Annotated in this window: 16 protein-coding genes and 4 rRNA genes; 12 read left to right on the top strand and 8 right to left on the bottom strand. The window is 48.9% G+C overall.

The annotated features are described in order from the left end of the window. Window positions 1–189: 189 nt before the first annotated feature. The 6 genes from AT705_RS13815 to AT705_RS13840 all read left to right on the top strand — a co-directional run bounded on the left by AT705_RS13815 (window position 190) and on the right by AT705_RS13840 (window position 7714). Window positions 190–1722 (top strand): 16S ribosomal RNA (locus AT705_RS13815). Window positions 1723–1991: 269 nt separating this feature from the next. Continuing rightward, window positions 1992–4871: ribosomal RNA gene (locus tag AT705_RS13820) — 23S ribosomal RNA — on the top strand. Between the two features lie 90 nt (window positions 4872–4961). Next, a 5S ribosomal RNA gene (gene rrf, locus AT705_RS13825) occupies window positions 4962–5076 on the top strand. A 43-nt stretch (window positions 5077–5119) separates the two neighbouring features. Then, window positions 5120–5234, top strand: a 5S ribosomal RNA gene (gene rrf, locus AT705_RS13830). The 16S, 23S and 5S rRNA genes sit together here, the layout of an rRNA operon. Window positions 5235–5567: 333 nt before the next feature. Continuing rightward, the gene (locus AT705_RS13835; protein WP_058797011.1) at window positions 5568–6182 is read left to right on the top strand and encodes a trimeric intracellular cation channel family protein; all 615 of its coding nucleotides are present in this window, start codon (window positions 5568–5570) and stop codon (window positions 6180–6182) included. 14 nt (window positions 6183–6196) lie between these two features. After that, entirely contained in the window at window positions 6197–7714 is a 1518-nt protein-coding gene (locus AT705_RS13840) for a YifB family Mg chelatase-like AAA ATPase (protein WP_058797012.1), read from the top strand. Window positions 7715–7722: 8 nt separating this feature from the next. Here the strand turns inward: AT705_RS13840 and AT705_RS13845 are convergent, their stop codons facing one another. From AT705_RS13845 to AT705_RS13855, 3 genes are all read right to left on the bottom strand, one after another. After that, window positions 7723–8427, bottom strand: coding sequence for a response regulator transcription factor (locus AT705_RS13845; protein WP_058797013.1), 705 nt, complete (start codon window positions 8425–8427; stop codon window positions 7723–7725). A gap of 210 nt (window positions 8428–8637) precedes the next feature. Further along, window positions 8638–11091: an alpha/beta hydrolase family protein gene (locus AT705_RS13850; protein WP_058797014.1), complete on the bottom strand. Its 2454-nt coding sequence runs from the start codon at window positions 11089–11091 to the stop codon at window positions 8638–8640. An 89-nt stretch (window positions 11092–11180) separates the two neighbouring features. Continuing rightward, entirely contained in the window at window positions 11181–12389 is a 1209-nt protein-coding gene (locus AT705_RS13855) for an EAL domain-containing response regulator (protein WP_058797015.1), read from the bottom strand. A gap of 185 nt (window positions 12390–12574) precedes the next feature. On the opposite strand from AT705_RS13855, the gene AT705_RS13860 reads away from it, so the two are divergent. Further along, complete coding sequence (locus AT705_RS13860) at window positions 12575–13588, top strand: site-2 protease family protein (RefSeq protein WP_058797016.1); 1014 nt, start codon at window positions 12575–12577, stop codon at window positions 13586–13588. 40 nt (window positions 13589–13628) lie between these two features. Here AT705_RS13860 and AT705_RS13865 read toward each other — a convergent pair whose 3' ends face one another. After that, the gene (locus AT705_RS13865; RefSeq protein WP_058797017.1) at window positions 13629–14942 is read right to left on the bottom strand and encodes a short-chain fatty acid transporter; all 1314 of its coding nucleotides are present in this window, start codon (window positions 14940–14942) and stop codon (window positions 13629–13631) included. Window positions 14943–15181: 239 nt separating this feature from the next. Here AT705_RS13865 and AT705_RS13870 point away from each other — a divergent pair, with 239 nt between their 5' ends. Then, window positions 15182–15406, top strand: a complete 225-nt coding sequence (locus AT705_RS13870) for a hypothetical protein (protein ID WP_010386680.1) — start codon at window positions 15182–15184, stop codon at window positions 15404–15406. Here the strand turns inward: AT705_RS13870 and AT705_RS13875 are convergent. Continuing rightward, complete coding sequence (locus AT705_RS13875; protein ID WP_058797018.1) at window positions 15398–16303, bottom strand: AEC family transporter; 906 nt, start codon at window positions 16301–16303, stop codon at window positions 15398–15400. The genes AT705_RS13870 and AT705_RS13875 overlap by 9 nt on opposite strands. A gap of 135 nt (window positions 16304–16438) precedes the next feature. Here AT705_RS13875 and AT705_RS13880 point away from each other — a divergent pair, with 135 nt between their 5' ends. Then, a complete protein-coding gene (locus AT705_RS13880; protein ID WP_049866088.1) occupies window positions 16439–16813 on the top strand; it encodes a YacL family protein in 375 nt (124 codons plus the stop codon). 8 nt (window positions 16814–16821) lie between these two features. On the opposite strand, the gene AT705_RS13885 is transcribed toward AT705_RS13880, so the two are convergent. Beyond that, window positions 16822–17526, bottom strand: a complete 705-nt coding sequence (locus AT705_RS13885) for a 2OG-Fe(II) oxygenase (RefSeq protein WP_058797019.1) — start codon at window positions 17524–17526, stop codon at window positions 16822–16824. A gap of 29 nt (window positions 17527–17555) precedes the next feature. Here AT705_RS13885 and AT705_RS13890 point away from each other — a divergent pair, with 29 nt between their 5' ends. After that, on the top strand, window positions 17556–17945 hold the full coding sequence (locus tag AT705_RS13890; RefSeq protein WP_058797020.1) for an acyl-CoA thioesterase: 390 nt from the start codon (window positions 17556–17558) through the stop codon (window positions 17943–17945). 21 nt (window positions 17946–17966) lie between these two features. Here the strand turns inward: AT705_RS13890 and AT705_RS13895 are convergent, their stop codons facing one another. Then, window positions 17967–19037 (bottom strand): hypothetical protein, encoded by a 1071-nt coding sequence (locus AT705_RS13895; protein WP_058797021.1) that lies wholly within the window; start codon window positions 19035–19037, stop codon window positions 17967–17969. 64 nt (window positions 19038–19101) lie between these two features. Continuing rightward, the gene (uvrA, locus tag AT705_RS13900; RefSeq protein WP_058797022.1) at window positions 19102–21921 is read right to left on the bottom strand and encodes an excinuclease ABC subunit UvrA; all 2820 of its coding nucleotides are present in this window, start codon (window positions 21919–21921) and stop codon (window positions 19102–19104) included. Between the two features lie 124 nt (window positions 21922–22045). Here uvrA and AT705_RS13905 point away from each other — a divergent pair, with 124 nt between their 5' ends. Further along, a complete protein-coding gene (locus AT705_RS13905) occupies window positions 22046–22798 on the top strand; it encodes a substrate-binding periplasmic protein (RefSeq protein WP_058797023.1) in 753 nt (250 codons plus the stop codon). Between the two features lie 97 nt (window positions 22799–22895). Next, a complete protein-coding gene (locus AT705_RS13910; RefSeq protein ID WP_058797024.1) occupies window positions 22896–24263 on the top strand; it encodes an MFS transporter in 1368 nt (455 codons plus the stop codon). Window positions 24264–24290: the final 27 nt, after the last annotated feature.

A 24290-nucleotide genomic window follows, 5' to 3' on the forward strand; every position in this document is an offset into this window, starting at 1 on the left:
AGTTACATCGTTCTTTAAAAATATGAAGCAATCATCTGTGTGGGCACTCGTACAGATTGAGTTCTAACAGCGAATTTCAGTTTACTGAATGACGCACAAAAATTTAGAGTCTCAATTTCTTATGAGTGACTAACATAGTCAATTTATACAGAATTCATTGAGCACGAAACTTAGGTTTCAAAAAACTTTTAATTGAAGAGTTTGATCATGGCTCAGATTGAACGCTGGCGGCAGGCCTAACACATGCAAGTCGAGCGGTAACATTTCTAGCTTGCTAGAAGATGACGAGCGGCGGACGGGTGAGTAATGCTTGGGAACATGCCTTTAGGTGGGGGACAACCATTGGAAACGATGGCTAATACCGCATAATGTCTACGGACCAAAGGGGGCTTCGGCTCTCGCCTTTAGATTGGCCCAAGTGGGATTAGCTAGTTGGTAAGGTAACGGCTTACCAAGGCGACGATCCCTAGCTGGTTTGAGAGGATGATCAGCCACACTGGAACTGAGACACGGTCCAGACTCCTACGGGAGGCAGCAGTGGGGAATATTGCACAATGGGCGCAAGCCTGATGCAGCCATGCCGCGTGTGTGAAGAAGGCCTTCGGGTTGTAAAGCACTTTCAGTCAGGAGGAAAGGTTAGTAGTTAATACCTGCTAGCTGTGACGTTACTGACAGAAGAAGCACCGGCTAACTCCGTGCCAGCAGCCGCGGTAATACGGAGGGTGCGAGCGTTAATCGGAATTACTGGGCGTAAAGCGTACGCAGGCGGTTTGTTAAGCGAGATGTGAAAGCCCCGGGCTTAACCTGGGAACTGCATTTCGAACTGGCAAACTAGAGTGTGATAGAGGGTGGTAGAATTTCAGGTGTAGCGGTGAAATGCGTAGAGATCTGAAGGAATACCGATGGCGAAGGCAGCCACCTGGGTCAACACTGACGCTCATGTACGAAAGCGTGGGGAGCAAACAGGATTAGATACCCTGGTAGTCCACGCCGTAAACGATGTCTACTAGGAGCTGGGGTCTTCGGACAACTTTTCCAAAGCTAACGCATTAAGTAGACCGCCTGGGGAGTACGGCCGCAAGGTTAAAACTCAAATGAATTGACGGGGGCCCGCACAAGCGGTGGAGCATGTGGTTTAATTCGATGCAACGCGAAGAACCTTACCTACACTTGACATACAGAGAACTTACCAGAGATGGTTTGGTGCCTTCGGGAACTCTGATACAGGTGCTGCATGGCTGTCGTCAGCTCGTGTTGTGAGATGTTGGGTTAAGTCCCGCAACGAGCGCAACCCTTATCCTTAGTTGCCAGCGATTCGGTCGGGAACTCTAAGGAGACTGCCGGTGATAAACCGGAGGAAGGTGGGGACGACGTCAAGTCATCATGGCCCTTACGTGTAGGGCTACACACGTGCTACAATGGCATATACAGAGTGCTGCGAACTAGCGATAGTAAGCGAATCACTTAAAGTATGTCGTAGTCCGGATTGGAGTCTGCAACTCGACTCCATGAAGTCGGAATCGCTAGTAATCGCGGATCAGAATGCCGCGGTGAATACGTTCCCGGGCCTTGTACACACCGCCCGTCACACCATGGGAGTGGGTTGCTCCAGAAGTGGATAGCTTAACCTTCGGGAGGGCGTTCACCACGGAGTGATTCATGACTGGGGTGAAGTCGTAACAAGGTAGCCCTAGGGGAACCTGGGGCTGGATCACCTCCTTATCGACTTAGAACTAATTTGTTCGAAGTGTCCACACAGATGATTGTTGCTTAGTAAGGTAACTTACTGAGTGATATTGCTCTTTAAAAATTTGGAAAGCTGATATTAAATTCTCGGAATGACAATGAAAGTTGTTGTTCTATAGAGTTTTCGAAAGAAAAATGCCGATAAATTCGAAAGAATTTATTAGCGTCTACTTTAGTATTACTTAACTTCTGGCGAAGTTAAAACTGTCTTTGACACTACAATTCAAAACTATTTTGGGTTGTATGGTTAAGTGACTAAGCGTACACGGTGGATGCCTTGGCAGTTGGAGGCGATGAAGGACGTACTAACTTGCGATAAGCCTAGTTGAGCCAGTAAGAGGCGCTTGAGACTAGGATTTCCGAATGGGGAAACCCGGCCCTTTGGGTCATCATGCAGTGAATACATAGCTGTATGAAGCGAACGCGGAGAACTGAAACATCTAAGTACCCGTAGGAAAAGAAATCAACCGAGATTCCGAAAGTAGCGGCGAGCGAAATCGGATTAGCCCTTAAGCTTTAATGTAGTTAGTGGAACATTCTGGAAAGTATGACGATACAGGGTGACAGTCCCGTACACGACAACTTATTTAAAGTGAAATCGAGTAGGTCGGAGCACGTGAAACTTTGACTGAATATGGGGGGACCATCCTCCAAGGCTAAATACTCCCAACTGACCGATAGTGAACCAGTACCGTGAGGGAAAGGCGAAAAGAACCCCTGTGAGGGGAGTGAAATAGAACCTGAAACCGTGTACGTACAAGCAGTAGGAGCCCCTCGAGGGTGACTGCGTACCTTTTGTATAATGGGTCAGCGACTTATATTCTGTAGCAAGGTTAACCATTTAGGGGAGCCGTAGCGAAAGCGAGTCTTAACTGGGCGCTTAAGTTGCAGGGTATAGACCCGAAACCCGGTGATCTAGCCATGGGCAGGTTGAAGGTCAGGTAACACTGACTGGAGGACCGAACCCACTAACGTTGAAAAGTTAGGGGATGACCTGTGGCTAGGAGTGAAAGGCTAATCAAACCGGGAGATAGCTGGTTCTCCCCGAAATCTATTTAGGTAGAGCCTCGGACGAATACTTACGGGGGTAGAGCACTGTTAAGGCTAGGGGGTCATCCCGACTTACCAACCCTTTGCAAACTCCGAATACCGTAAAGTACTATCCGGGAGACACACGGTGGGTGCTAACGTCCATCGTGGAGAGGGAAACAACCCAGACCGTCAGCTAAGGTCCCAAAGTGTATGTTAAGTGGGAAACGATGTGGGAAGGCTAAAACAGCTAGGAGGTTGGCTTAGAAGCAGCCATCCTTTAAAGAAAGCGTAATAGCTCACTAGTCGAGTCGGCCTGCGCGGAAGATGTAACGGGGCTAAACATACCACCGAAGCTACGGCTGCGAACTTAGTTCGCGGGGTAGGGGAGCGTTCTGTAAGTGGCTGAAGGTGTGCCGGGAGGCATGCTGGACATATCAGAAGTGCGAATGCTGACATGAGTAACGATAATGCGGGTGAAAAACCCGCACGCCGGAAGACCAAGGGTTCCTATCCCATGTTAATCAGGGTAGGGTGAGTCGACCCCTAAGGCGAGGCTGAAGAGCGTAGTCGATGGGAAACGGGTTAATATTCCCGTACTTGGTATAAATGCGATGGGGGGACGGAGCAGGCTAGGCAAGCATGGCGTTGGTTGTCCATGTGAAAGGCTGTAGGCTGGTGACTTAGGAAAATCCGGGTTGCTAAGGCTGAGAGTCGAGACGAGCCACTACGGTGGTGAAGTTGTTGATGCCCTACTTCCAGGAAAAGCCTCTAAGCTTCAGTTTATATCGAATCGTACCCTAAACCGACACAGGTGGTCAGGTAGAGAATACTAAGGCGCTTGAGAGAACTCGGGTGAAGGAACTAGGCAAAATTGTACCGTAACTTCGGGAGAAGGTACGCTCTTACTTGTGAAGACTTCGCGTCGTAAGCAGGCGAGAGCCGCAGTGACCAGGTGGCTGGGACTGTTTATTAAAAACACAGCACTGTGCAAAATCGTAAGATGACGTATACGGTGTGACACCTGCCCGGTGCCGGAAGGTTAATTGATGGGGTTAGCTTAGGCGAAGCTCTTGATCGAAGCCCCGGTAAACGGCGGCCGTAACTATAACGGTCCTAAGGTAGCGAAATTCCTTGTCGGGTAAGTTCCGACCTGCACGAATGGTGTAACCATGGCCACGCTGTCTCCACCCGAGACTCAGTGAAATTGAAATCGCAGTGAAGATGCTGTGTACCCGCGGCTAGACGGAAAGACCCCGTGAACCTTTACTACAGCTTGGCACTGAACATTGACCCTACATGTGTAGGATAGGTGGGAGGCTTTGAAACGCAGTCGCTAGATTGCGTGGAGCCGTCCTTGAAATACCACCCTTGTAGTGTTGATGTTCTAACTTAGGTCCCTAATCGGGATTGAGGACAGTGCCTGGTGGGTAGTTTGACTGGGGCGGTCTCCTCCCAAAGAGTAACGGAGGAGCACGAAGGTTGGCTAAGTACGGTCGGACATCGTACGGTTAGTGTAATGGTAGAAGCCAGCTTAACTGCGAGACAGACACGTCGAGCAGGTACGAAAGTAGGTCATAGTGATCCGGTGGTTCTGAATGGAAGGGCCATCGCTCAACGGATAAAAGGTACTCCGGGGATAACAGGCTGATACCGCCCAAGAGTTCATATCGACGGCGGTGTTTGGCACCTCGATGTCGGCTCATCACATCCTGGGGCTGAAGTCGGTCCCAAGGGTATGGCTGTTCGCCATTTAAAGTGGTACGCGAGCTGGGTTTAGAACGTCGTGAGACAGTTCGGTCCCTATCTGCCGTGGGCGTTTGAGAATTGAGAGGGGCTGCTCCTAGTACGAGAGGACCGGAGTGGACGAACCGCTGGTGTTCGGGTTGTCATGCCAATGGCATTGCCCGGTAGCTACGTTCGGAATCGATAACCGCTGAAAGCATCTAAGCGGGAAGCGAGCCTCGAGATGAGTTCTCACTTTAACTTAGAGTTAACTGAAGGGCCGTTGAAGACTACAACGTTGATAGGCGAGATGTGGAAGTGGTGTGAGCCATTGAGCTAACTCGTACTAATTACCCGTGAGGCTTAACCATACAACGCCAAAGTGGTTTTGTTTGTTAGAAGTTAAGAAATAAAGTAGACGATAAGAATTTAATACGCTTTTCCAGATTTTACAGAATTTGCTTGGTAACCATAGCATTTTGGAACCACCTGACTCCATGCCGAACTCAGTAGTGAAACGAAATAGCGCCGATGATAGTGTGGGGTTTCCCATGTGAAAGTAGGACATTGCCAAGCTACTAATTTAAAAAGAACTAAAATAAAAAATCGAAAAGATTTTCCTGGTGAAAATAGCGTTTTGGAACCACCTGACCCCATGCCGAACTCAGTAGTGAAACGAAACAGCGCCGATGATAGTGTGGGGTTTCCCATGTGAAAGTAGGTCATCGCCAGGTCCCAATTATATGAACCCGTTGCAGCAATGCAACGGGTTTTTTGTTATGTGTGATTTAGAAAGCTGTAGACAGAACCGTGTTGTCTATTCATCCATGAAGCTGGATTCTATCGCGCCTCTCTATAATTGCTCCTGCATTATTTTACTTCCTCACATCTATGTGACTCTTTGCGCTCATCTCTTCGAGCTACGAAGCATTGCTTCGGTTTCTCATCGCTCTTGCGTAAAGGTGCGTTAAAGCACGACTTTTCGCTATATTTCAGATTGGTTTGAGCTACTTAATTGGTCAAAACTGAGCTAGTATCCAAGCATGTCACTCATTTACTAGAAAATAATGTCTGAGCTTTATCACTGGTTTGATTTGTTAGGCGTAATGGTGTTTGCCATATCAGGTACCTTAATTGCTTATAGTAAGCATATGGATGGATTTGGTGTGGTTGTGTTGGCAACTGTTACCGGTATAGGGGGCGGGACTATAAGAGATGTGATCCTCGATGTTCCGGTCTTTTGGTTGCATGATTCAAGCTATTTTATCGCTATCTTTTCAGCGATAGCAGTTAGTATCTGGACGCTGAACAGACAAAAGAAGATCCCCACACTATATCTGCAAGTTGCAGATGCATTTGGGCTGACTTTCTTTGCTGTCATGGGGGTCCAAAAAGCGCTGGATATCGGTATGCCAGACACAACGGCTGTGATTATGGGCGTTTTGACAGGGTGCTTTGGTGGTGTGATCCGGGATGTACTGGCGAGAGAAATTCCGCTTTTACTGAAGGGAGAGTTATACGCAATCACCTGTATTTTGGGGGGGATAGTTTATACTCAACTCATAGACTTTAATTTATCAACAGAAGTTGTCATGTTGCTGGCGATGGCCACCACGTTGTTTGCCCGACTGGCAGCTATGCGTTGGGGTATTGTGTTGCACGTCTTTAATTACAAAGATTAACCATAGGACAAGGAATGTCATTAGCAAGAATACTCACTCGTGCTCAGGTAGGCATTGAGTCCCCTGTTGTCACGGTAGAAGTTCACCTGAGTAACGGCTTACCTAGCTTTAATATAGTGGGCCTGCCGGAAACGTCGGTCAAAGAATCTAAAGAGCGTGTGCGCTCAGCATTGCATAACTCAAATTTTATCTTTCCAGAACAACGTATCACTGTGAATTTAGCACCGGCTGATCTGCCTAAGCAAGGCGGCCGCTATGACCTGGCAATCGCAGTGGGTATCTTGGTTGCGTCAGGGCAGCTGAGCGAACAGGCCACACAAGGGTGCGAATTTTATGGCGAGCTTGCCCTCAACGGGGAGATAAGAGCTGTGACGGCCATCATCCCGGTTGTTATGGCTGCCAAACATGAACACCACACCTGTTATATCCCGGAAGAAAACTTGGGCATGGCGCAGCTTGTTGAGTATCGGCAGTGTGTTGCTGCGAATACACTACATGCCCTGTGGCTAGACCTGAGCGGCCAATCATCATTGCCTTTGACAGCGCATGCACCTATTTCTTCTGCTAATATGATCAGCAGCGCTCAGGTGGATATGAGTGATGTTAAAGGGCAAGCGATGGCCAAGCGTGCACTCGAAATTGCCGCCGCCGGAGGTCATAATATTTTGTTTCTTGGCCCTCCGGGCACAGGTAAATCCATGTTGGCACAGCGCATGCCGGGGATTATGCCGAATATGAGTATAGAGCAAGCGTTACAAACGGCTGCTGTCTATTCTTTAACGGGGAAGCAGCTTAGCCTGGAAAATTGGCGTAGCAGGCCGTTCCGTGCGCCTCATCATACCTGCTCAGCGGTTGCCCTAGTGGGTGGTTCATCCAACCCCCGTCCGGGTGAAATATCTTTGGCGCATAATGGGGTGCTCTTCTTAGACGAATTGCCTGAATATGAACGTAAGGTGCTGGACTCTCTCAGAGAGCCGATGGAAACGGGGCAGGTGACCATTTCGCGTGCTGCACAACAAGTTGATTTTCCCGCCTGTTTTCAGCTCATCGCTGCACTTAATCCGAGCCCTACTGGCTGCCATACTGATAAACGCGCATCGCCAGAGCAGGTATTGAGATATTTAAGTAAAATATCAGGCCCTTTTGTCGACCGGATAGACTTACAGATAGAATTGCCCAGGCTCAGCACACAGGAACTGCAATCCTCTAAACCGGAAGTGAGCAGTGAGGTGATACGTAGCAGAGTTGAGGCGGCGTTTAGCCTGGCTTTGGGTCGCCAGGGTAAAGCAAACGCCAGGCTCACGACCCGGGAAATTGAGCAGTATTGTAAGCTGGCCCCCGATGTTGCCCAGCTGCTTGCCAGAGCAACAGAGAAGTTGAACCTCTCGCCACGTTCTTATCATCGCATCATCAAGGTAGCCAGAACGATAGCAGACTTGTCACATCGTCCGGAAATAACGGTTCCTGACCTGAAAGAGGCACTCAGTTATCGGGCATTTGAGCGTTTATTGGGGCAGCTAACATACAGTTAAGTGCGTGGCTAGGTGGATAGCATGTAACCTTTGCCGCGAACCGTCACAATGCGTTTCTGCTCTTTTTCATCACCGAGCTTTTTGCGCAACCTGCCGATAAGTACATCAACAGTTCGGTCGCTCGGGCTCCAGTCTGGCTGGCCGATTTCTTCTGAAATTTTGGCTCTGGAAGTGGCTTTACCGGCGTTCGCAATCAGGCAAATAAGTACCTTGTGCTCCGCTTCTGTGAGTCTGGCTTCGTCGCCATGTGGATTAATGAGCGTACGGTTATCCGGGTGAAGTTTAAAATCTGCATATTCGATGAATTCTTCAGATTCGTCTTCCCCTTTGTTGCCTGCAATACGTTTATACAGGGCACGCATTCGAAGCTCCAGCTCAAGCAGATCAACAGGCTTACATACATAGTCATCCGCGCCCTGAGCTAAACCAGCAATGCGATCTGCTTGTGTATCGCGACTAGAGAGCATGATCACGCCGATATCGGTAAGAGTATTGAGTTCTTTGGCAAGATTGAGGCCGTCCGTTGCGGGTAATACAACATCTACAATGGCCATGTCGAAGGGGTTGCCTTCATTGATTTGATTATGAACGAGCTGCAATGCTTGTGCACCGGTGTTATCCAGCGTGAGCTGAAATTCAGTATTTGCAAAATGGTTTGCGATCCTTTTTGCCAGTAGATCGTCATCTTCCACCAGAAGCACGTTAATGTTCATAGCACCGTAACTTTATCAATAAATCACTTATATATTAGCACTGAGAAAACTGAGCTGAGAAGGGTAAGTTGATTATTTTCAAATAAAAAACAATGCAAATAAAACTTTAGTATGAACCTGAGAAGTGAATAAAAATGTACTAATTCTGAAATATCATACAGTTGAATGGCTTTTTCAAAAAAAGGCAGCACCTAAGTGCTGCCCATGATTTTATTTACCGTATAGGTGTTGCCACCATTGAGGTTGATCTTTCAGGTGTTTGTCAAAGTAGGCGAGCATAGTGTCCCACCACTGAAAACGTCGGTCGCGAGCAAATATCTGATGGTCCGCGCCCTTAATTTCAATCAGTTCAACATCCTGGCCGAGTAGTTTCAGTGCGGTATACATAGTGTGACTTTCCCCGACAGGTACATTGACATCGGCATCACCGTGTAACAGCAGCAGTGGAGTTGTTACTTTATCGGCATTAAAGACTGGGCTGTGCTGCGAGTATAATTTGGCATTATTCCAGGGGAAGCTGTGCTTTGACGCTTCACCCGAATAGAGGTAACCCCACCATCCTTGCCCCCAGTATGACGTAATATTAGAGATACCCGCATGAGAAATCGATGCACTGAACATATCAGTTTTCGTGGTCAGTAACATGGTCATGAAGCCGCCATAAGAAGCGCCCAGGTTACCCAAACGATTTTTATCAACATAGGGATATTCAGTCAGGAATGCTTTGGTGCCTCTGATAATGTCATCGGCAGTTTGCTCACCCCAGGCATTGACATGCTGAGCTGAGAAGCGTTGGCCAAAACCAGTCGCCCCTGTTGGTTGCAAGACATAAACCACATAGCCGTTTGCAGCCCACAGATTAAATGGGTAACGCCCTGTAAAAGCTCTGGAGACCGGTGAAGTGCCGCCATAATAGTAGATTAAGGCTGGATACTGTTTGGATTTATCCAGGTTGTGAGGCAGGTATACCCGGCCTTTGATTTCTGTGCCCTGACTATTGGTGAAGTTAAACTCTTCCAGTTTAGCAATCTCGCTGTTGCTATAAGCAAGTGGCGCAGAGTCCCACAAAGTGCGAGCGCGATTCTTATAGATGTTAACCTGTTTGAGTTGTTGTGGTGCTGAAGCTTGTGTACCGGCGACGAGTAATGCTGGTTTACGGTTATCAGCAATACTGAAGCGCTCAACCACGTCTAAGCCAGTTTTTAAACGTGTGTAGCGATCTTTGCTGACATCGTAGAGATACAGTTGCTGACGATCTTCATCTGTCACCTTCGCAATGACATCGCCGTTACTGAGTACGTTTATACTGCCGATCGCGGGGTTAAAGGCTTTACTTAGCGCTTTTGCCTGGGCGCCTTGCTGATCTAACCAGTACAACTGGCCATCGTAGTTATTGGTGAGCTGATCTTTTTCAACCGCTCTGCCGAGGCCATTTTTGAAATCTGGACCAGCCACAGCATAGATCCCCTTGGCTCCATATTTGGCTTCATTGAATGTGCGGTACTGACCCAGCACAGTTTCAGTGCCCTGTGTCAGGTTGAATTCAACCAGCTCGGTTAACATATGGGGTGGTGCGGCATAATCCTGTACTGCACGGCTGGTAAGAATACGATTGCTTTTGGCATTGTAGTCTTCAAGCGTATGGCTTTGTTTGCCTTCAGTGAGTGCCTGGATCATACCGCTTTTAATATCCAGCAAATAGATTTGTGTATTGGTACGTGCATAGGACCAGCGATCTTCCAGGCCCTGATAATGCTTCACCAAAGATGTGTCTTTAGCAGGCGATTTAGACCAGCTAAATATCAGGCTGGTATCATTAAAATAGGCAAACTCACTAGCGCCTTTAAGATCTTCTGCGATCACCTGGGATGTCAGGGTCGCGAGATCCAGCGTTTTCAGCTGGCCGTGCTGGCTGTAAACCAGCTGCTCGCCATCCTGACGCCAGGCCAAAGAACTGGCGTTAACCCCTTCAAGCGTGAAAATGACTTTATCATCGTCATTGAATACCGTGGTTAGAGTCAGCGCCTGATTACCGCGATTCGCCTGATAATGCTTTTGTGTCGTGACATAATGCTCAGCATCCGGTGAGACGGAAACGGCACTGACGACAGGGGCATCGAATAACTGTTTGGCAGACAGCGCTTTGGTTGTTTTGTCAGTAAACAACAGGCGATCGTGGTCTGTTTTGCCATTGAATGCCACAGAGACTTTTTTCCAGTCAGCGACTTGTTCAGCAACAATGATGACCTGATGATCGCCGGTGGGTAAATTGAGTGTTGAGGACATCTTGTCAGAATGGCGTTCACCATTGACGAAAATATGTGCCTTCTCTATGCCGTCCAGCACCAGTTCACCCTGCACGAAACGGTTGACTGAAAACTCCATTTTCATTGCCTGCAGTCCGCCCATAGTCAGTGCATTTAACTGAGACAGTGGCTGCCACTTGGCGTCAACACCCAGCATAGACACGGTTTTCTCTGAACCCGACAAGCTCGGGACCAGGTTAGCGATTATAGTTTGTTGATGTGCCGTATTATAGGGCTTAATTGTGCTGGCCTGACCCAGAGGGCCAATAAATTGAATATCCTGCTTGTTGATTGGAGCAGCACTGAGTGACGTACTCAATGCAGACAACAGCAGCACAGCGACCGATTTTAACTTCATAGTTTGCGCCTATTGTGGGTAAATTAGACGTATACTATAACATATACTGTATGCTTCTCATCCACACCTGAGACTAACTCACAACCTCTTTATGGGTTTGAATTTATCATTCTCTGCCATGAGTGGATCCAGCGAATAAACTCGGGTAAGGCTTTAGGCCGACTGATCAGATAGCCTTGCATCAGCAAGCTGTATTTATATTTCTCCAGATATTGTAATTCTTCAATGCGCTCGATGCCTTCAGCAACAATGTCCATTTGTTGATTTTGTGCAATATCAATCAGGCTGTCGACCAGTACCTGGGAGAAACGGTCACATTCTATATAGGTGATGAGCGAGCGGTCCAGTTTGATTTCAGTAAAAGGCAAGCTTTTTAGCTGCTGCAGGTTAGTAAACCCGGTTCCAAAGTCATCCAGTGAGAGGTCGAAGCCTCTTAACCTTAACCTGTTGATGGTTTCCAGTTGCAAGCTGCTGACAATGGGCTGGTTTTCGGTGATCTCTATGATCACTTCTTTGGGTTCCAGGCGGTTGAGTTCGAGGATCAGAGCCAGCTTGTCCGGACAGCCACTGTCATTGAGTTGCACAGGCGACAAGTTAAAAGCGAGTTTAAAGGGGTAATTGAGTTCGGCCCTGAGTTTTTGGAACTCTTTAGTGGCTTTTTCAAACAGCTGAAAAGTCACCAGGTTAATCAAGTCCAGATCCTGAGCCACCCCGATAAATCGATGGGGGAGAAGGGTTTCTCCATATTGCTGAGAAACAATGCGCGCTAACACTTCGACACTTTTGATCTTCTTGCTGCCACGATGGACTTTGGGCTGATAAAAGGGCGTGATTTCGTTATTACTGATCGCATACAGCAGTTGATCTTCTGTGACACAAGACTCTTCTGACTCATCGTTACCAATAAAACTATCCAGCTTCTTAAGCAGTCTGTCTACGTCATTGAGTTGTACAGGTTTAGAGATATTGCCTATCAAGTGGGTATTATGTTGTCTTGCCAGGTTTGCAGCCAAATCCATAACCCGGGTTTCCATCTCTGAGATAATGACAATCCCGCCGGGGTATCTCAGCTCACCGAGCTTGCGGATCAGTTCCATACCATCCATGTCAGGCATGTTGAGATCGGTAAAAACCGCATCGTAGTGCAAAGGGGTTTGCCGAACCAGCTCCAGCGCTTGGGCTGCACTGTCTACGGTGGTCACATAGTCTACTTCCAACTCAGCCAGTATGGCTTTCATGACTACCAAAATCGCCTGTGAATCGTCAACGACAAGAATGTGTTTAGCCTGATGTTGCATGACGCTATCCTTAGTTTGGAACCTAATTGTCAGTTTAGTACATGGGATATAGAACGCACATGACAGAGGTGTGGCTTGGAAAAAATAATTGGGTGCTGGAGGCCTGCGTACGCTCACTGGGCTAGGTACTTGTTGATAAAAAATGCGTATAATGGGCGCACTTTATGTTTTAACGACGAGTCAATATGACCCGCATTGAGTTTCCCTTAGCAGGCTATCAGATGTCTGTACTAGTGAATCGCCAGGAGATCCTTCAGGTATATCAGGATCAGCAGCGACTGGCACATGAATCCATCGACGCACAATTGGTCCAGGTCAATGTTGCTGGACACACACTTCAACTGGATCGCAGCCGACTAGCTGAGGGGATGCTGGCGGTGGCAGTCAACAACGAACCCTGGCAGTGGCTCGAGGTGCCAATCCAACATAATGACAATAAAGGAAGCTGGCTTGGGCTGGCGGCTTTGGGGTTTAAGTTGCTAAAAAGTGCCAATGTAGTTAAAGCAGCACTGGCAGGGGCCTCATTGGCTGGGTATGCTTGGCTGTTTTCCTGGCAGTTTGCGGTGATGTTATTAGCGTGTTTGGTGATCCATGAGTACGGTCATATTCGGGCTATGCGCTACTTTGGATTGAAAACCAAAGGGATTTATCTTATCCCGTTTGTAGGGGGGTTGGCTGTTAGTGAAGACAAACTGACTACCCGTTGGCAAAATGTCATTATCTCCTTGATGGGGCCCGCTTTTGGCTTACTTGCCTCACTGGTAGCAGTGGTTCTGTATTATGTGACTGAGCTGGAGATATTCGCTGGCGTGGCGGTGCTGAGTGCATTGCTTAACCTCTTTAATATGTTGCCCATTTTACCGCTCGATGGGGGACATGTACTGAAGAGTATCAGCTTTTCTATGCGCTCCTGGGTTGGCCTGCTGATCTGTCTGGCTGGGATTTTGCTGGGGGTGGTGATCAGCTATACCTTTGGTTTGATGCTACTGGTGTTTTTTCTGCTGATAGGCACACTCGATATTTTACTGGAGTGGCGGGGCCGCCATCAGGCTCATCTCATCCCGCTAGATCACTATGGCCAGATCGTCTCAACGGCGCTGTATGTTGTTGTCTGCGTCGGCTTAATTGGCGTGATGTGGCACTTTGCTGACGCGGATAGTGTATTGCTGAGTCTGCCTATTAAAGTACTGTCCAATTAATCTTTAGCCGGTCAGACTGCTGACCGGCAAGCATGACGGGCTAGGCCAGGGTCAGTATAAGTGCAATCACCACGCCACTGACCAGCAATTGAATCAAACAAAACCCCATAATATCTTTGGCTTTTAAGCCTGCAATGGCCAGTACCGGCAGCGCCCAGAAGGGCTGAATCAGGTTGGTCCAGGCATCGCCCCAGGCAACGGCCATAGCAACACGAGCAATGTCGGTCCCAAGCGCTTGTGCAGCCGGGATCACAATAGGCGCCTGCACAGCCCATTGCCCACCTCCTGAAGGAACAAAAATGTTTACCAGTCCGGCACTGAGAAAGCTCCATAAGGGCAGTGTTGTGCTGGTACTGATCTCGACAAAGCCACCAGAGATCTGCTGTGCGAGCCCGGTTTTGACCATAACAGCCATGATCCCTGCATAGAAAGGAAACTGGATCACAATACCCGCACCTCCCCTAATCGCCTCTTGTAAGCTGTTTAGCAGGTTAGCTGGGGTGCGATGTAACAAGATGGCCAGAAACAGGAATAATGCAATGACACTATTGAGGTTGAGCGTACCACCGGCGGCCAAAAAATAATAAAACAGATAGCCACACCCGAGTAGGCCTATTGTCGTGCCAATCATAGCGCTGTGTTCAAGGCGCTCTGCCGGAGTCAGTGAGGCGGGTGGGTTAGGTGGTTCCGGTTGTGTCAGTTTGCTGGGGTCCACCACGACCTGCGACTGAGCCGGCGGGAGCATAAAGCGATTAAGCAGGGGCATGATCACCAATAATCCCCCCAAAATAAGCAGGTTGAATGGGGCGAACAGCGTTTGGCTGGTGCCCAGAACGCCTATCTGAGCTTCGGCAAAATGGCCCGGTGTGGCAATGGTGAGTGGTACTGAACCGGCCAGTCCGCCATGCCAGACGATAAATCCGGAGTAGGCACTGGCCACCAATAAGCGATAATCTACAGCAATCTGGCGAGCAAGCGCTTTAGCAAATAAGGCGCCTACCACCAGGCCAAAACCCCAGTTTAACCAGCTTGCCAGCATCGCAACCAGGGTGACCAGCATAATGGCCTGTGCAGGCGTGCGTGCGAACGTGGCCAGTTTATTGAGCGCTATAATACAGGGGCGTGTGCTGGCTAACATATATCCGCATACTAAAATGAGCAGCATCTGCATGGCAAATTGCAGCAGGTTCCAAAATCCTTGCCCCCAGATCGTGATGGCCTCCAGTGGGGTCGCAGGTGTAAATATGCTGGCAAGGCCGAGCACCAGCAGGGTCAAAAGGCAAACAAAAATATAGGGGTCGGGTAAATATCGTTCAACCAGTCGACTGAGTGGCTGCGTGATACGGTTTAGCATGACAGGTTCCCATTGAGTGTGCGCAACAAACAGCGTTCCTATAAAAAGTGACTTAATTCACTAAAATTTAGTCAATTAAGCTATGCTAATAGCTGTGAGCGTCGCATTATTTTTTTATTTTATTGATTTATAAGTGTTTATAATTTTGGCACAAAACATGTAACAGTTAAATCATACGATTGAATTGTCTGCGCGTCACCATACAAATGCGCAGTTAAAACTAAAAAAGAGAGGTCTTTATGGCAGGACAGGGTTCAGGAGGCAATGTAATTGCCGCAATATGTAATGTCTTTTTTCCAGGTTTAGGACAATTAGTGCAGGGACGTTTACTTGCTGCACTTATCTTCGCAGTCGTCTGTGTTGGTGGATATGCACTATGGTGGCTGGTAGTGCCTGCAGTAGTGGCTGCCATTTTCCATTTGTGGTCGATCATTGATGCGGCTAAGTACCGCTCATCAGATTGATAAAACAGCCAGCCACAGGCTGAGTGAGATGACACTGAGTAGGGTCGATAGTACAACACCGCCAGCACTGACTGCTTGTTGAACGGATAGCTGGCGGGCAACCAGGTACGCGTTGACACCCAGTGGCGCGGCACTCATCAGCGTGACTACCTGGCGCTGTGTTGGCTCAAGTGCCAGTAGTGTTGCTGTCAGATAAACACACAGAGGCAGTATCAGCAGTTTGACGATGCTGACCATGAGTGCCGGATACCACACCGAGCGAAACCCGTACTGGACCAGACTGGCACCCAGCACAAACAGTGCACCTGCAATGGCTGGTTGGGCAAACCAGTCCATGCCTGACAGAAGCAAAGTCGGGATAGTCACTGGCAGCAAATTGGCGAGCAGTCCGAGGCTGATACTCAGTACAACAGGGTTCAAAAATAGTGGCTTGAGCCAGTCAATGCCGCCTTTCTCTTTTCCGGCCAAAATGAAAGTAAGAGAAAATAATACGGCACTGTGCAGTGGGATGATCATAAATACCATGGCCGCAGCCTGTTCACCCAGTGCTGCCAGAATAACAGGCAGACCGACAACCACCGTATTCGAGTAGGTACCGTTTAACGCGCTTAATGCGGCTTCTTCGGTCGCGAGGTTAAAACGTCGCCGCATCACGAGTAGCACCAAGCAGTACAGTGCAATGACGGGCAGGTAAAACGCCAGCAGTAACTTTGCAGAGGCAACCTGTGACAGGTCGGCGCGATACATACTTAAAAATAGCAGCATAGGGATGGCGAGATTAAATACATAGACGCGGATCCCATCCAATTGTGCAGCCGAGATAAATCGGATCCGCGCCGCCACAAACCCACAGGTGACGACGAAAATCAATGGAAACAGGATATCAATGAAAGTCACAGCGTACTCGTTGGTTGTGAAGGGCGTTATTGGTAATGCAGGGCGATATTATACGGGTTTATCGGCACTAAACAATGCAGCGTTGTGTGGTTCAGGTATACTAATAGTGTTGTATTAAATAACCTTGAAGTGACTATGGAGTATCAGTTTATTCGCGATCCGATAGCCGGATTTCGTGTCAAAATGTCAGCGGAACATGAGCTGGTAGGACGCTGGTTAAATGATGAACTTGCACACGACGCATTACCGGTCTTGCTGGCTCGCCTGAAAGAAATCAAAGCAACCCGGGATGAGTTTTGCCTGGAAGGACGCGAGGTGCGCCTGATAGTCTCCCATCAGGAAGCGCTGTTTGAAGCCCATGACTTATATCACGAGCAAACCGATGCTTTGTCTGCATTCAGCGATGATGCGCTCGCTTTGGAAGAGCATGGCCTGAGCGCAGGGTGTGGCTTCGAAGATTTCGAAGCCCTGTTACTGGATTGGCAGGATTTTATTCGCCGCCGCCGTTAGCCTGTGGCTTATTGAGGCGGCGCACCATATAGTTGCTCCGCCCGATTAAATAATACCCAGGATGTGAGAATATACTTGTCGTTAGAGCGTGGCATATTGCCCCGGTGCGTATGTGTAAAGTAGGCTGGCGCAATCACCATTGAGCCCTGTTTTGGCTTGATGCATTTGTCCTGATAATGGAACTCGGTTTCTCCGCCTTCTTCCACGTCATTGAGATAAAACATAAATAGCAGCACCCGGTGCAGAGCTTCGTTGTGCTGTAATTGCGGGTAAACTTCGCTGTGCCAGTAGGGATAACCGCCTTCATTCGTCGGGTAGCGTTGTGCCTGGATAGAGCCCAAACGAAATAGTTGTTGAGTTAGTATGGGGAGCTGAGGTTTACCTACTTCCTCAAAGTTATCAACGGTTAAATTGACAGGCTGGCCAGTCTTTGGATGAAATACACTGAGCCCGAAGGCGCCAATCATCATGAAAAAGTGCTCTTCAATATAATCGAACAGGTATTTCGACGTGGTTTGTTGAATATGTGTTAATTGCTGAGCATAATCCGGGTATTGATTTAAATACAGATCCTGACTGATTTTCTTACTGAGATCGACGCCACCTGAGGTGGTCCCTTGCGCCAGATGAGGGCTGTTATCAAAGGTCTGAATAAACTGCTGGCAAAACTCAGGACTCAGTGCATTCTCATAAATGCGAATAAAATCAGTCATGTTGATATCCAAAATTGGTTAGAATTATTATGCTGTCAGAAACTATTATGCCGCGTTTCAGTGAAACGGATGTCCTCGGACACATCAACAATACCGCACTCCCGGTATGGTTTGAAGCGGCGCGCACGCCTATTTTCAAAATTTTTACACCCGATCTTAATCCACATCAATGGAAGCTAATTGTTGCTAAGGTAGAAGTAACCTTTAAAGGCGAGCTATTTTATGGTCAGCCTGTCGAAGTCAAAACGGCGATTGAAAAGGTTGGTAATAGCTCCTTTGTGATCCTTCAGCAGGCCTGGCAGCATGACGAATGTTGTGCCGAAGGGCGCACTGTGATGGTGCGTTATGACTTTGCAGGTAAAACATCTCAGTCACTTAGTGACGAAGAGCAGGCTGCGCTAAGCGAGTATGCGTTATAGCGCGCCCGGTTGGCTATTCGCTTAGCGGCTTCGGAACTGATGCCCGATGGCCGCTGAAATGCAGGGTTTAACAGCAAATTCATAACGGGCAGGATCGCCCTCAAGTTTAGTAATTTCCAGCAGCTCGTAGTCGTTTAACTCGATGATCCGCGTACCTGGTGTAATTTCACACCGGGAACGGCTGTCCGATTCATACTCGTAGATAAAGTAAGTCAGTGCGTTTTGCAGATGGCGTTCATACTTGTCTGCATTCTGCTCAAATGCTGACAACTGGACTTTGAGTTCGTTCAGCTCTGCCTGTTGCTCCGCCAGTTTCGCTTGTTCTGTGTCATTGACTGCTGAGCCTGCTACGGCGTCAATTTCGGTGTATTTATGCGCATTGTCAGCGTCATCTTGCATCGCAATATTGAGCTGGATTGACTGACCGGTAAAGCCTTCTACGATATGGCGTAAAAAGCTATTCACGCCACGGGACATACCCGTTGAAGAAATAAACACCGCCATTTGGTAGAGTAAAAATAATCCAAAGAAAAAGCGCACGAGTCCGGTGGTGACAGGGTACTGATAGTCTGGGCTATGCCACCATTTATGGAGCCCAAACGGGCGCAGTAACATAAGTACAAATAAATAAACAGGTTGAATGAGTTGCAGTAGGATCAACAATAAAATGCTGGTGGTTACGAACCAGGTCGGGACGGACAACAGCATGCTAAAGTTGTGCGAGTAGGGTAGGTGATCCGCATTCACACCGGTGATGTCATTCACCATCCCTGCCGCCTGAGCCAGTGCATAGTTGGCAATAAACGCGTAGAACAGCAAAATTACGGCTTTGCCTGGCAGGCTTTCCCATAAGTGGATAAACCTGGGCCAGAACTCTCTGGTCATGGCTACCAGTGCTAGGACTGATGCGCCCAGATAAAGCGAACTGTCTTCGGGTAGTTCATTGAAGATGGCAAGCAAACACAGCACGGTTGCTGAAAAGTAACAGCGTTGTGCCACATTCAAGGTGTGCCAGAATACCAGCCATTTTTTTTGCAGTGCCGAAAAAGGGCCTATAACAGGTTGTATTGCGCTGGGAAGTGCCAGTTTCATTGTTGTTATTCCATTCCCTGACCGTGAAAGTGAGTAGGGAGCGTGGCTCCCCTTACTCGCTCCGTTATAGCATAGGCTTGAGATATCGACCAGTGTGAGAGGCTGCACAGTCAGCAACCTTTTCCGGGGTACCAGCAACCAGGATCTGACCACCGCCAGCGCCGCCTTCCGGGCCAAGATCGACGATCCAGTCGGCAGTTTTAATGACATCCAGGTTGTGTTCTATTACCACCACAGTATTACCATGGTCACGTAAACGGTGCAGTACGACCAGCAGCTGCTGAATATCATGGAAGTGCAGACCTGTGGTCGGTTCGTCAAGGATATAAAGGGTTTTACCTGTATCTCGCTTGGACAGCTCACGGGCAAGCTTGACCCGTTGTGCCTCACCGCCAGAAAGCGTGGTTGCTGCCTGGCCGAGTCGAATGTAGGACAGCCCCACATCCATCAATGTTTGTAATTTACGTTTGATGGCCGGGATCTTATCAAAGAACTCACGGGCATCTTCTACTGTCATTTCCAGCACTTCATGGATGTTCTTGCCTTTATACAGGACCTCTAAGGTTTCCCGGTTGTAGCGTTTGCCTGTACAGACATCACAGGGCACATAGACATCGGGTAAAAAGTGCATCTCGACTTTGATCACTCCGTCACCCTGGCAAGCTTCACAGCGACCCCCCTTTACATTGAAACTAAAGCGGCCAACTTTGTAACCCCGAGAGCGCGCTTCCTGAGTGCCTGCGAATAACTCCCGGATCGCCGTAAAGATCCCGGTGTAGGTGGCCGGATTGGAGCGTGGTGTGCGTCCGATCGGGCTTTGATCTATGTCGATCACCTTGTCGAAATGCTCCAGGCCTTCAATGGACTGGTAAGGCGAGGGTTCAGCAACCGTTGCCCCGTTAAGTTCTCTGTGTGCCAGTTTGAACAGGGTATCGTTGATCAGGGTGGACTTGCCAGAGCCTGATACGCCGGTAACACAGGTCATCAGGCCAAATGGGATCCTGAGATTCACGTTTTTTAGGTTATTCCCGCTGGCACCATTAAGTGCCAGCCATTGCTCACCAGTCTGATGGCGTTCAGCTGGCACGGCAATAGCTTGCTGACCACTGAGATACTGGCCAGTTAGTGATTTCGGGTTTGCCATGATGTCTTCGCGACTGCCCTCTGCAACCACATAACCACCGTGCACACCAGCACCAGGGCCGATATCGATAATGTGGTCGGCAGCACGAATGGCATCTTCATCATGTTCAACCACAATGACGGTATTACCCAGATCACGCAGGTGGGTGAGGGTGCTCAGCAATCGATCATTGTCTCTTTGGTGCAGTCCGATCGACGGCTCGTCAAGTACGTACATGACGCCCACTAGGCCCGCACCTATCTGACTTGCCAGTCGGATCCTTTGGGCTTCGCCACCGGAGAGCGTATCGGCACTGCGTTCCAGTGATAGATAGTTCAGGCCGACATTGATCAAAAAGGACAGACGATCACGGATCTCTTTGAGTACCTTTTCTGCGATCTTGGCCTTTTGGCCGCTGAGGGTCAGTGCATCAAAAAAGTCACAGGCTTCACCAATACTCATGGTCGTGACCGTCGGCAAATTGGTAGCACCAATGAAGACGTGGCGAGCCTCTTCTCTTAATCGGGAACCATTGCACTTAGGACAGGCTTGACTGGTTTGGTACTTAGCCAGCTCTTCGCGGACCGAGGCCGATTCCGTTTCCCGGTAACGGCGGTTCATATTGTTTAATACGCCTTCAAACTCATGGTTACGCGTGATTAAATCCCCGCGGTCATTGCGGTAGTTGAAGGCTATCTTGGTGCGTCCCGAACCTTCGAGCACCACCTTTTGGGCATCGCCAGGTAAGTCCTGAAACGGCGTTTCGAGATCAAAGTTATAGTGTTCAGCGACTGAGCTGAGCATCTGATAATAGTAAAAGCTGCGTTTATCCCAGCCTTTAATGGCGCCACCGGACAGACTTAGCTCGGGGTTTTGGACTACCCGGCTGGGGTCAAAGAACTGTCTGACCCCCAGTCCGTCACAGCTTTGACAGGCACCCGCAGGGTTATTGAAAGAGAACAAGCGAGGCTCCAGCTCGGTCATGGCATAGCCACACGTCGGGCAGGCAAAGTTAGCGGAAAACACCAGTTCTTCATCCAGGCTGTCGTCCATGGCAGCCACCACAGCAATGCCATCCGCCAGCTCCAGCGCCGTTTCAAAGGATTCGGCCAGCCTTTGCTCCAATCCCTCTTTGACCTTGAAGCGGTCAACGACCACCTCGATGGTATGCTTTTTGTGTAGTTCCAAGGTCGGCGGATCGGATAAGTCGCATACTTCACCATCAATGCGGGCACGAATAAAGCCCTGGCTGGCGAGTTGTTCAAGGAGTTTAACATGCTCCCCTTTACGATTTTTGACCACCGGGGCAAGCAGCATTAATTTGCTGCCTTCAGGGTGACCCAGTACGGTATCTACCATTTGACTGATGGTCTGCGCTTTCAGTGGCAAATCATGAGTTGGGCAGCGAGGTTCACCAACACGTGCGAACAACAAGCGCAGGTAATCGTAGATTTCGGTGATGGTACCTACTGTTGAACGAGGATTGTGAGAAGTAGACTTCTGCTCAATAGAAATGGCCGGCGAAAGTCCTTCGATGTGATCGACATCGGGTTTTTCCATGAGTGACAAGAACTGTCTGGCGTAAGCCGACAGGGATTCGACATAACGGCGTTGCCCTTCAGCATACAGGGTATCGAATGCCAATGATGATTTACCAGACCCCGATAGGCCTGTGATCACGATGAGCTTGTCGCGCGGTATTGTAAGAGAGATGTCTTTGAGGTTGTGCGTGCGTGCACCTCTAACTTCTATTTTATCCATGGTGGCCTTATTTGCTGTACAAACTTACAGTGTTTTTCTCAGAGTCCAAGAGTACCCTATCCAGCCTGTAAAATTAAGCTATCTTGGCTAAACTTACGATAAACCTTGAAACTGGGGATCACATTTGTACTGGTTCGCTCTAATCTGGGCGCTGTTTACGCCGTTCGTGGCCGGGTGTGAGCTGATTGTCCGGTTTGAAAATTACGCAGCACAATCGCGTTTAGACACCAAGTTGAAGTGGCATGGTCTGGATGTGGATTTTGCCATGGCACTGCTTGATGAGGCTGGCTGCGATTATCAGTTCATTAATGTGCCCTGGGGTCGGGCGTTGAAAATGCTGGCTGAAGGTGAGCTTGATATGATGCTCAGTGTCACTCGTACACCCGAGCGGGAGCAGTTTGCCTATTTTATTGGCCCGCAAAGAATGGAAACCATTGTGTTTGCAATGAATTATTTACGCCCTTACCCAGTGCAAACACTGTCCGATCTGTTTAAGCTCCCGGTGCCCGTTGCCATTCAGAAGGGAGCATTTTATGGTCATGTATTTAACGAGTTACTGTTGCGAGAACAGACAAAAGACGAGTCGCAACGCTTTATTTATGTGGCCGATAATCAACGCAAACTCAGCTTACTTAAACATGGCAGGATCGCGGGCTTTCTGGAAGAAAAATTCAACGTCCTGTATCAGTCGCAACATAACCCCGACTTTGCACACATCACGATGAGTTCGCTGGTGGTTAACCGAGAGCCCGTCTATTACGCGCTGAGCAGGCAGTCGGTCTCGGTTCAGGACTTACGGCAGCTGGCAAGTGCATTTGAACGACTACAACACTCAGGTCGGCTAGCGCGGATCCTGGCAAAGTATGGATTAGACTAAACGCCGGCTTTTCTCACTAAAATCTGATCTGGTCGTCAACACTTGGTCACTTTTTTGCTAGACTAGCGCCTGTTTTTGTCTTAGCCAAATAAGTGTCATGTCGAAACAATCACTTAACTCTCTTGAAAAACGTGCAGCCATTTCATTGGCAAGTGTCTTTGCCTTTCGGATGCTGGGGCTGTTTATGTTGATGCCTGTGCTGGCAATCTACGGTCAGTCGCTCACCGATGTGTCGCCACTGTGGATTGGCCTGGCAATTGGAGCTTACGGGCTGACACAGGCGCTGCTGCAAATACCTATGGGCTGGCTGTCTGATAAATTTGGCCGTAAACCTATTATTGTTGCCGGCTTAATCATGTTTGCCATCGGATCTGTGATTGCGGCGCTGGCTGAGTCAATTTATTGGGTAACCGCAGGCCGAGCCCTGCAAGGGATGGGTGCCATTGCAAGTGCTTTACTGGCCCTGGCTTCTGATCTGAGTCGCGATGAGCAAAGGCCAAAAGTCATGGCTGTGATTGGCATGTGTATCGGCATGAGCTTTGCTGTGGCAATGCTTTTAGGCCCAATGGTTGCCGCGGCGTTTGGCATTGCGGGGATCTTCTGGCTGACCGCCGCGTTGGCATTGCTGGGGATTGGGATCGTTTTGTTTATAGTGCCTGGCGCTGTAAATCGCGCACCAAAAGGAGATACCGTCGCCAGCATGGCGGATATTCGTAAACTGGTGCGCCATCCGCAGCTGGTCAGACTGGACCTTGGGGTGTTGCTGCTACACTTAACATTGACCACCTTGTTTGTTGCGCTTCCGGGCCAGCTTATTGCCGACGGCTTAGCCGCGCAAGATCACTGGCAATTGTATATTCCGGTTTTATTACTCGCGTTTGTTTTGATGGCCCCGCTGATGATAGTGGCTATCCGCAAACAAAAAGAGAAGCAGGTATTTTTAGCGTCGATTGTGCTGCTGGTGGTGAGCACACTGGCGCTGATCCCGGCGGCAAATTCGTTGATCGGCATTGCAGTAGCAATGACAGTGTATTTTATTGCTTTTAACTTTCTGGAGGCAACGATGCCTGCGTTGGTATCGCGCATTGCACCTGCCACTCAAAAAGGCTCGGCGATGGGGGTCTTTTCCTCCTCGCAGTTTTTTGGTGCATTTGCGGGTGGTGTGATGGGCGGCTACCTGGCCCAGCATTTTAATCCTCAAACTGTGTTTGCTGCGGCTGCGGCAATTGGGGTAATATGGCTATTTATTGCGTGGCGTATGCAAATCCCGGTGCGAAGTAAAACACTCAGTTTTGTTACTGAGGTTGATGAGCCTGAAAAAGCCGATGCTTTGGCGGATCAGCTGGTCGCATTACCCGGGGTCATCGAAGCGACCGTTGTCAGTGAAGAAAATCGTACCTACTTGAAAGTAAACGATAAAGAATTTGATTTAAACCAAGCAAAGCAAGCCCTGGGCTTGCGCTAGCTTGCAATAGTGTGAGGAGAGGGTGCC

Source organism: Pseudoalteromonas rubra, from assembly GCF_001482385.1.
Lineage (GTDB): Bacteria > Pseudomonadota > Gammaproteobacteria > Enterobacterales > Alteromonadaceae > Pseudoalteromonas > Pseudoalteromonas ardens.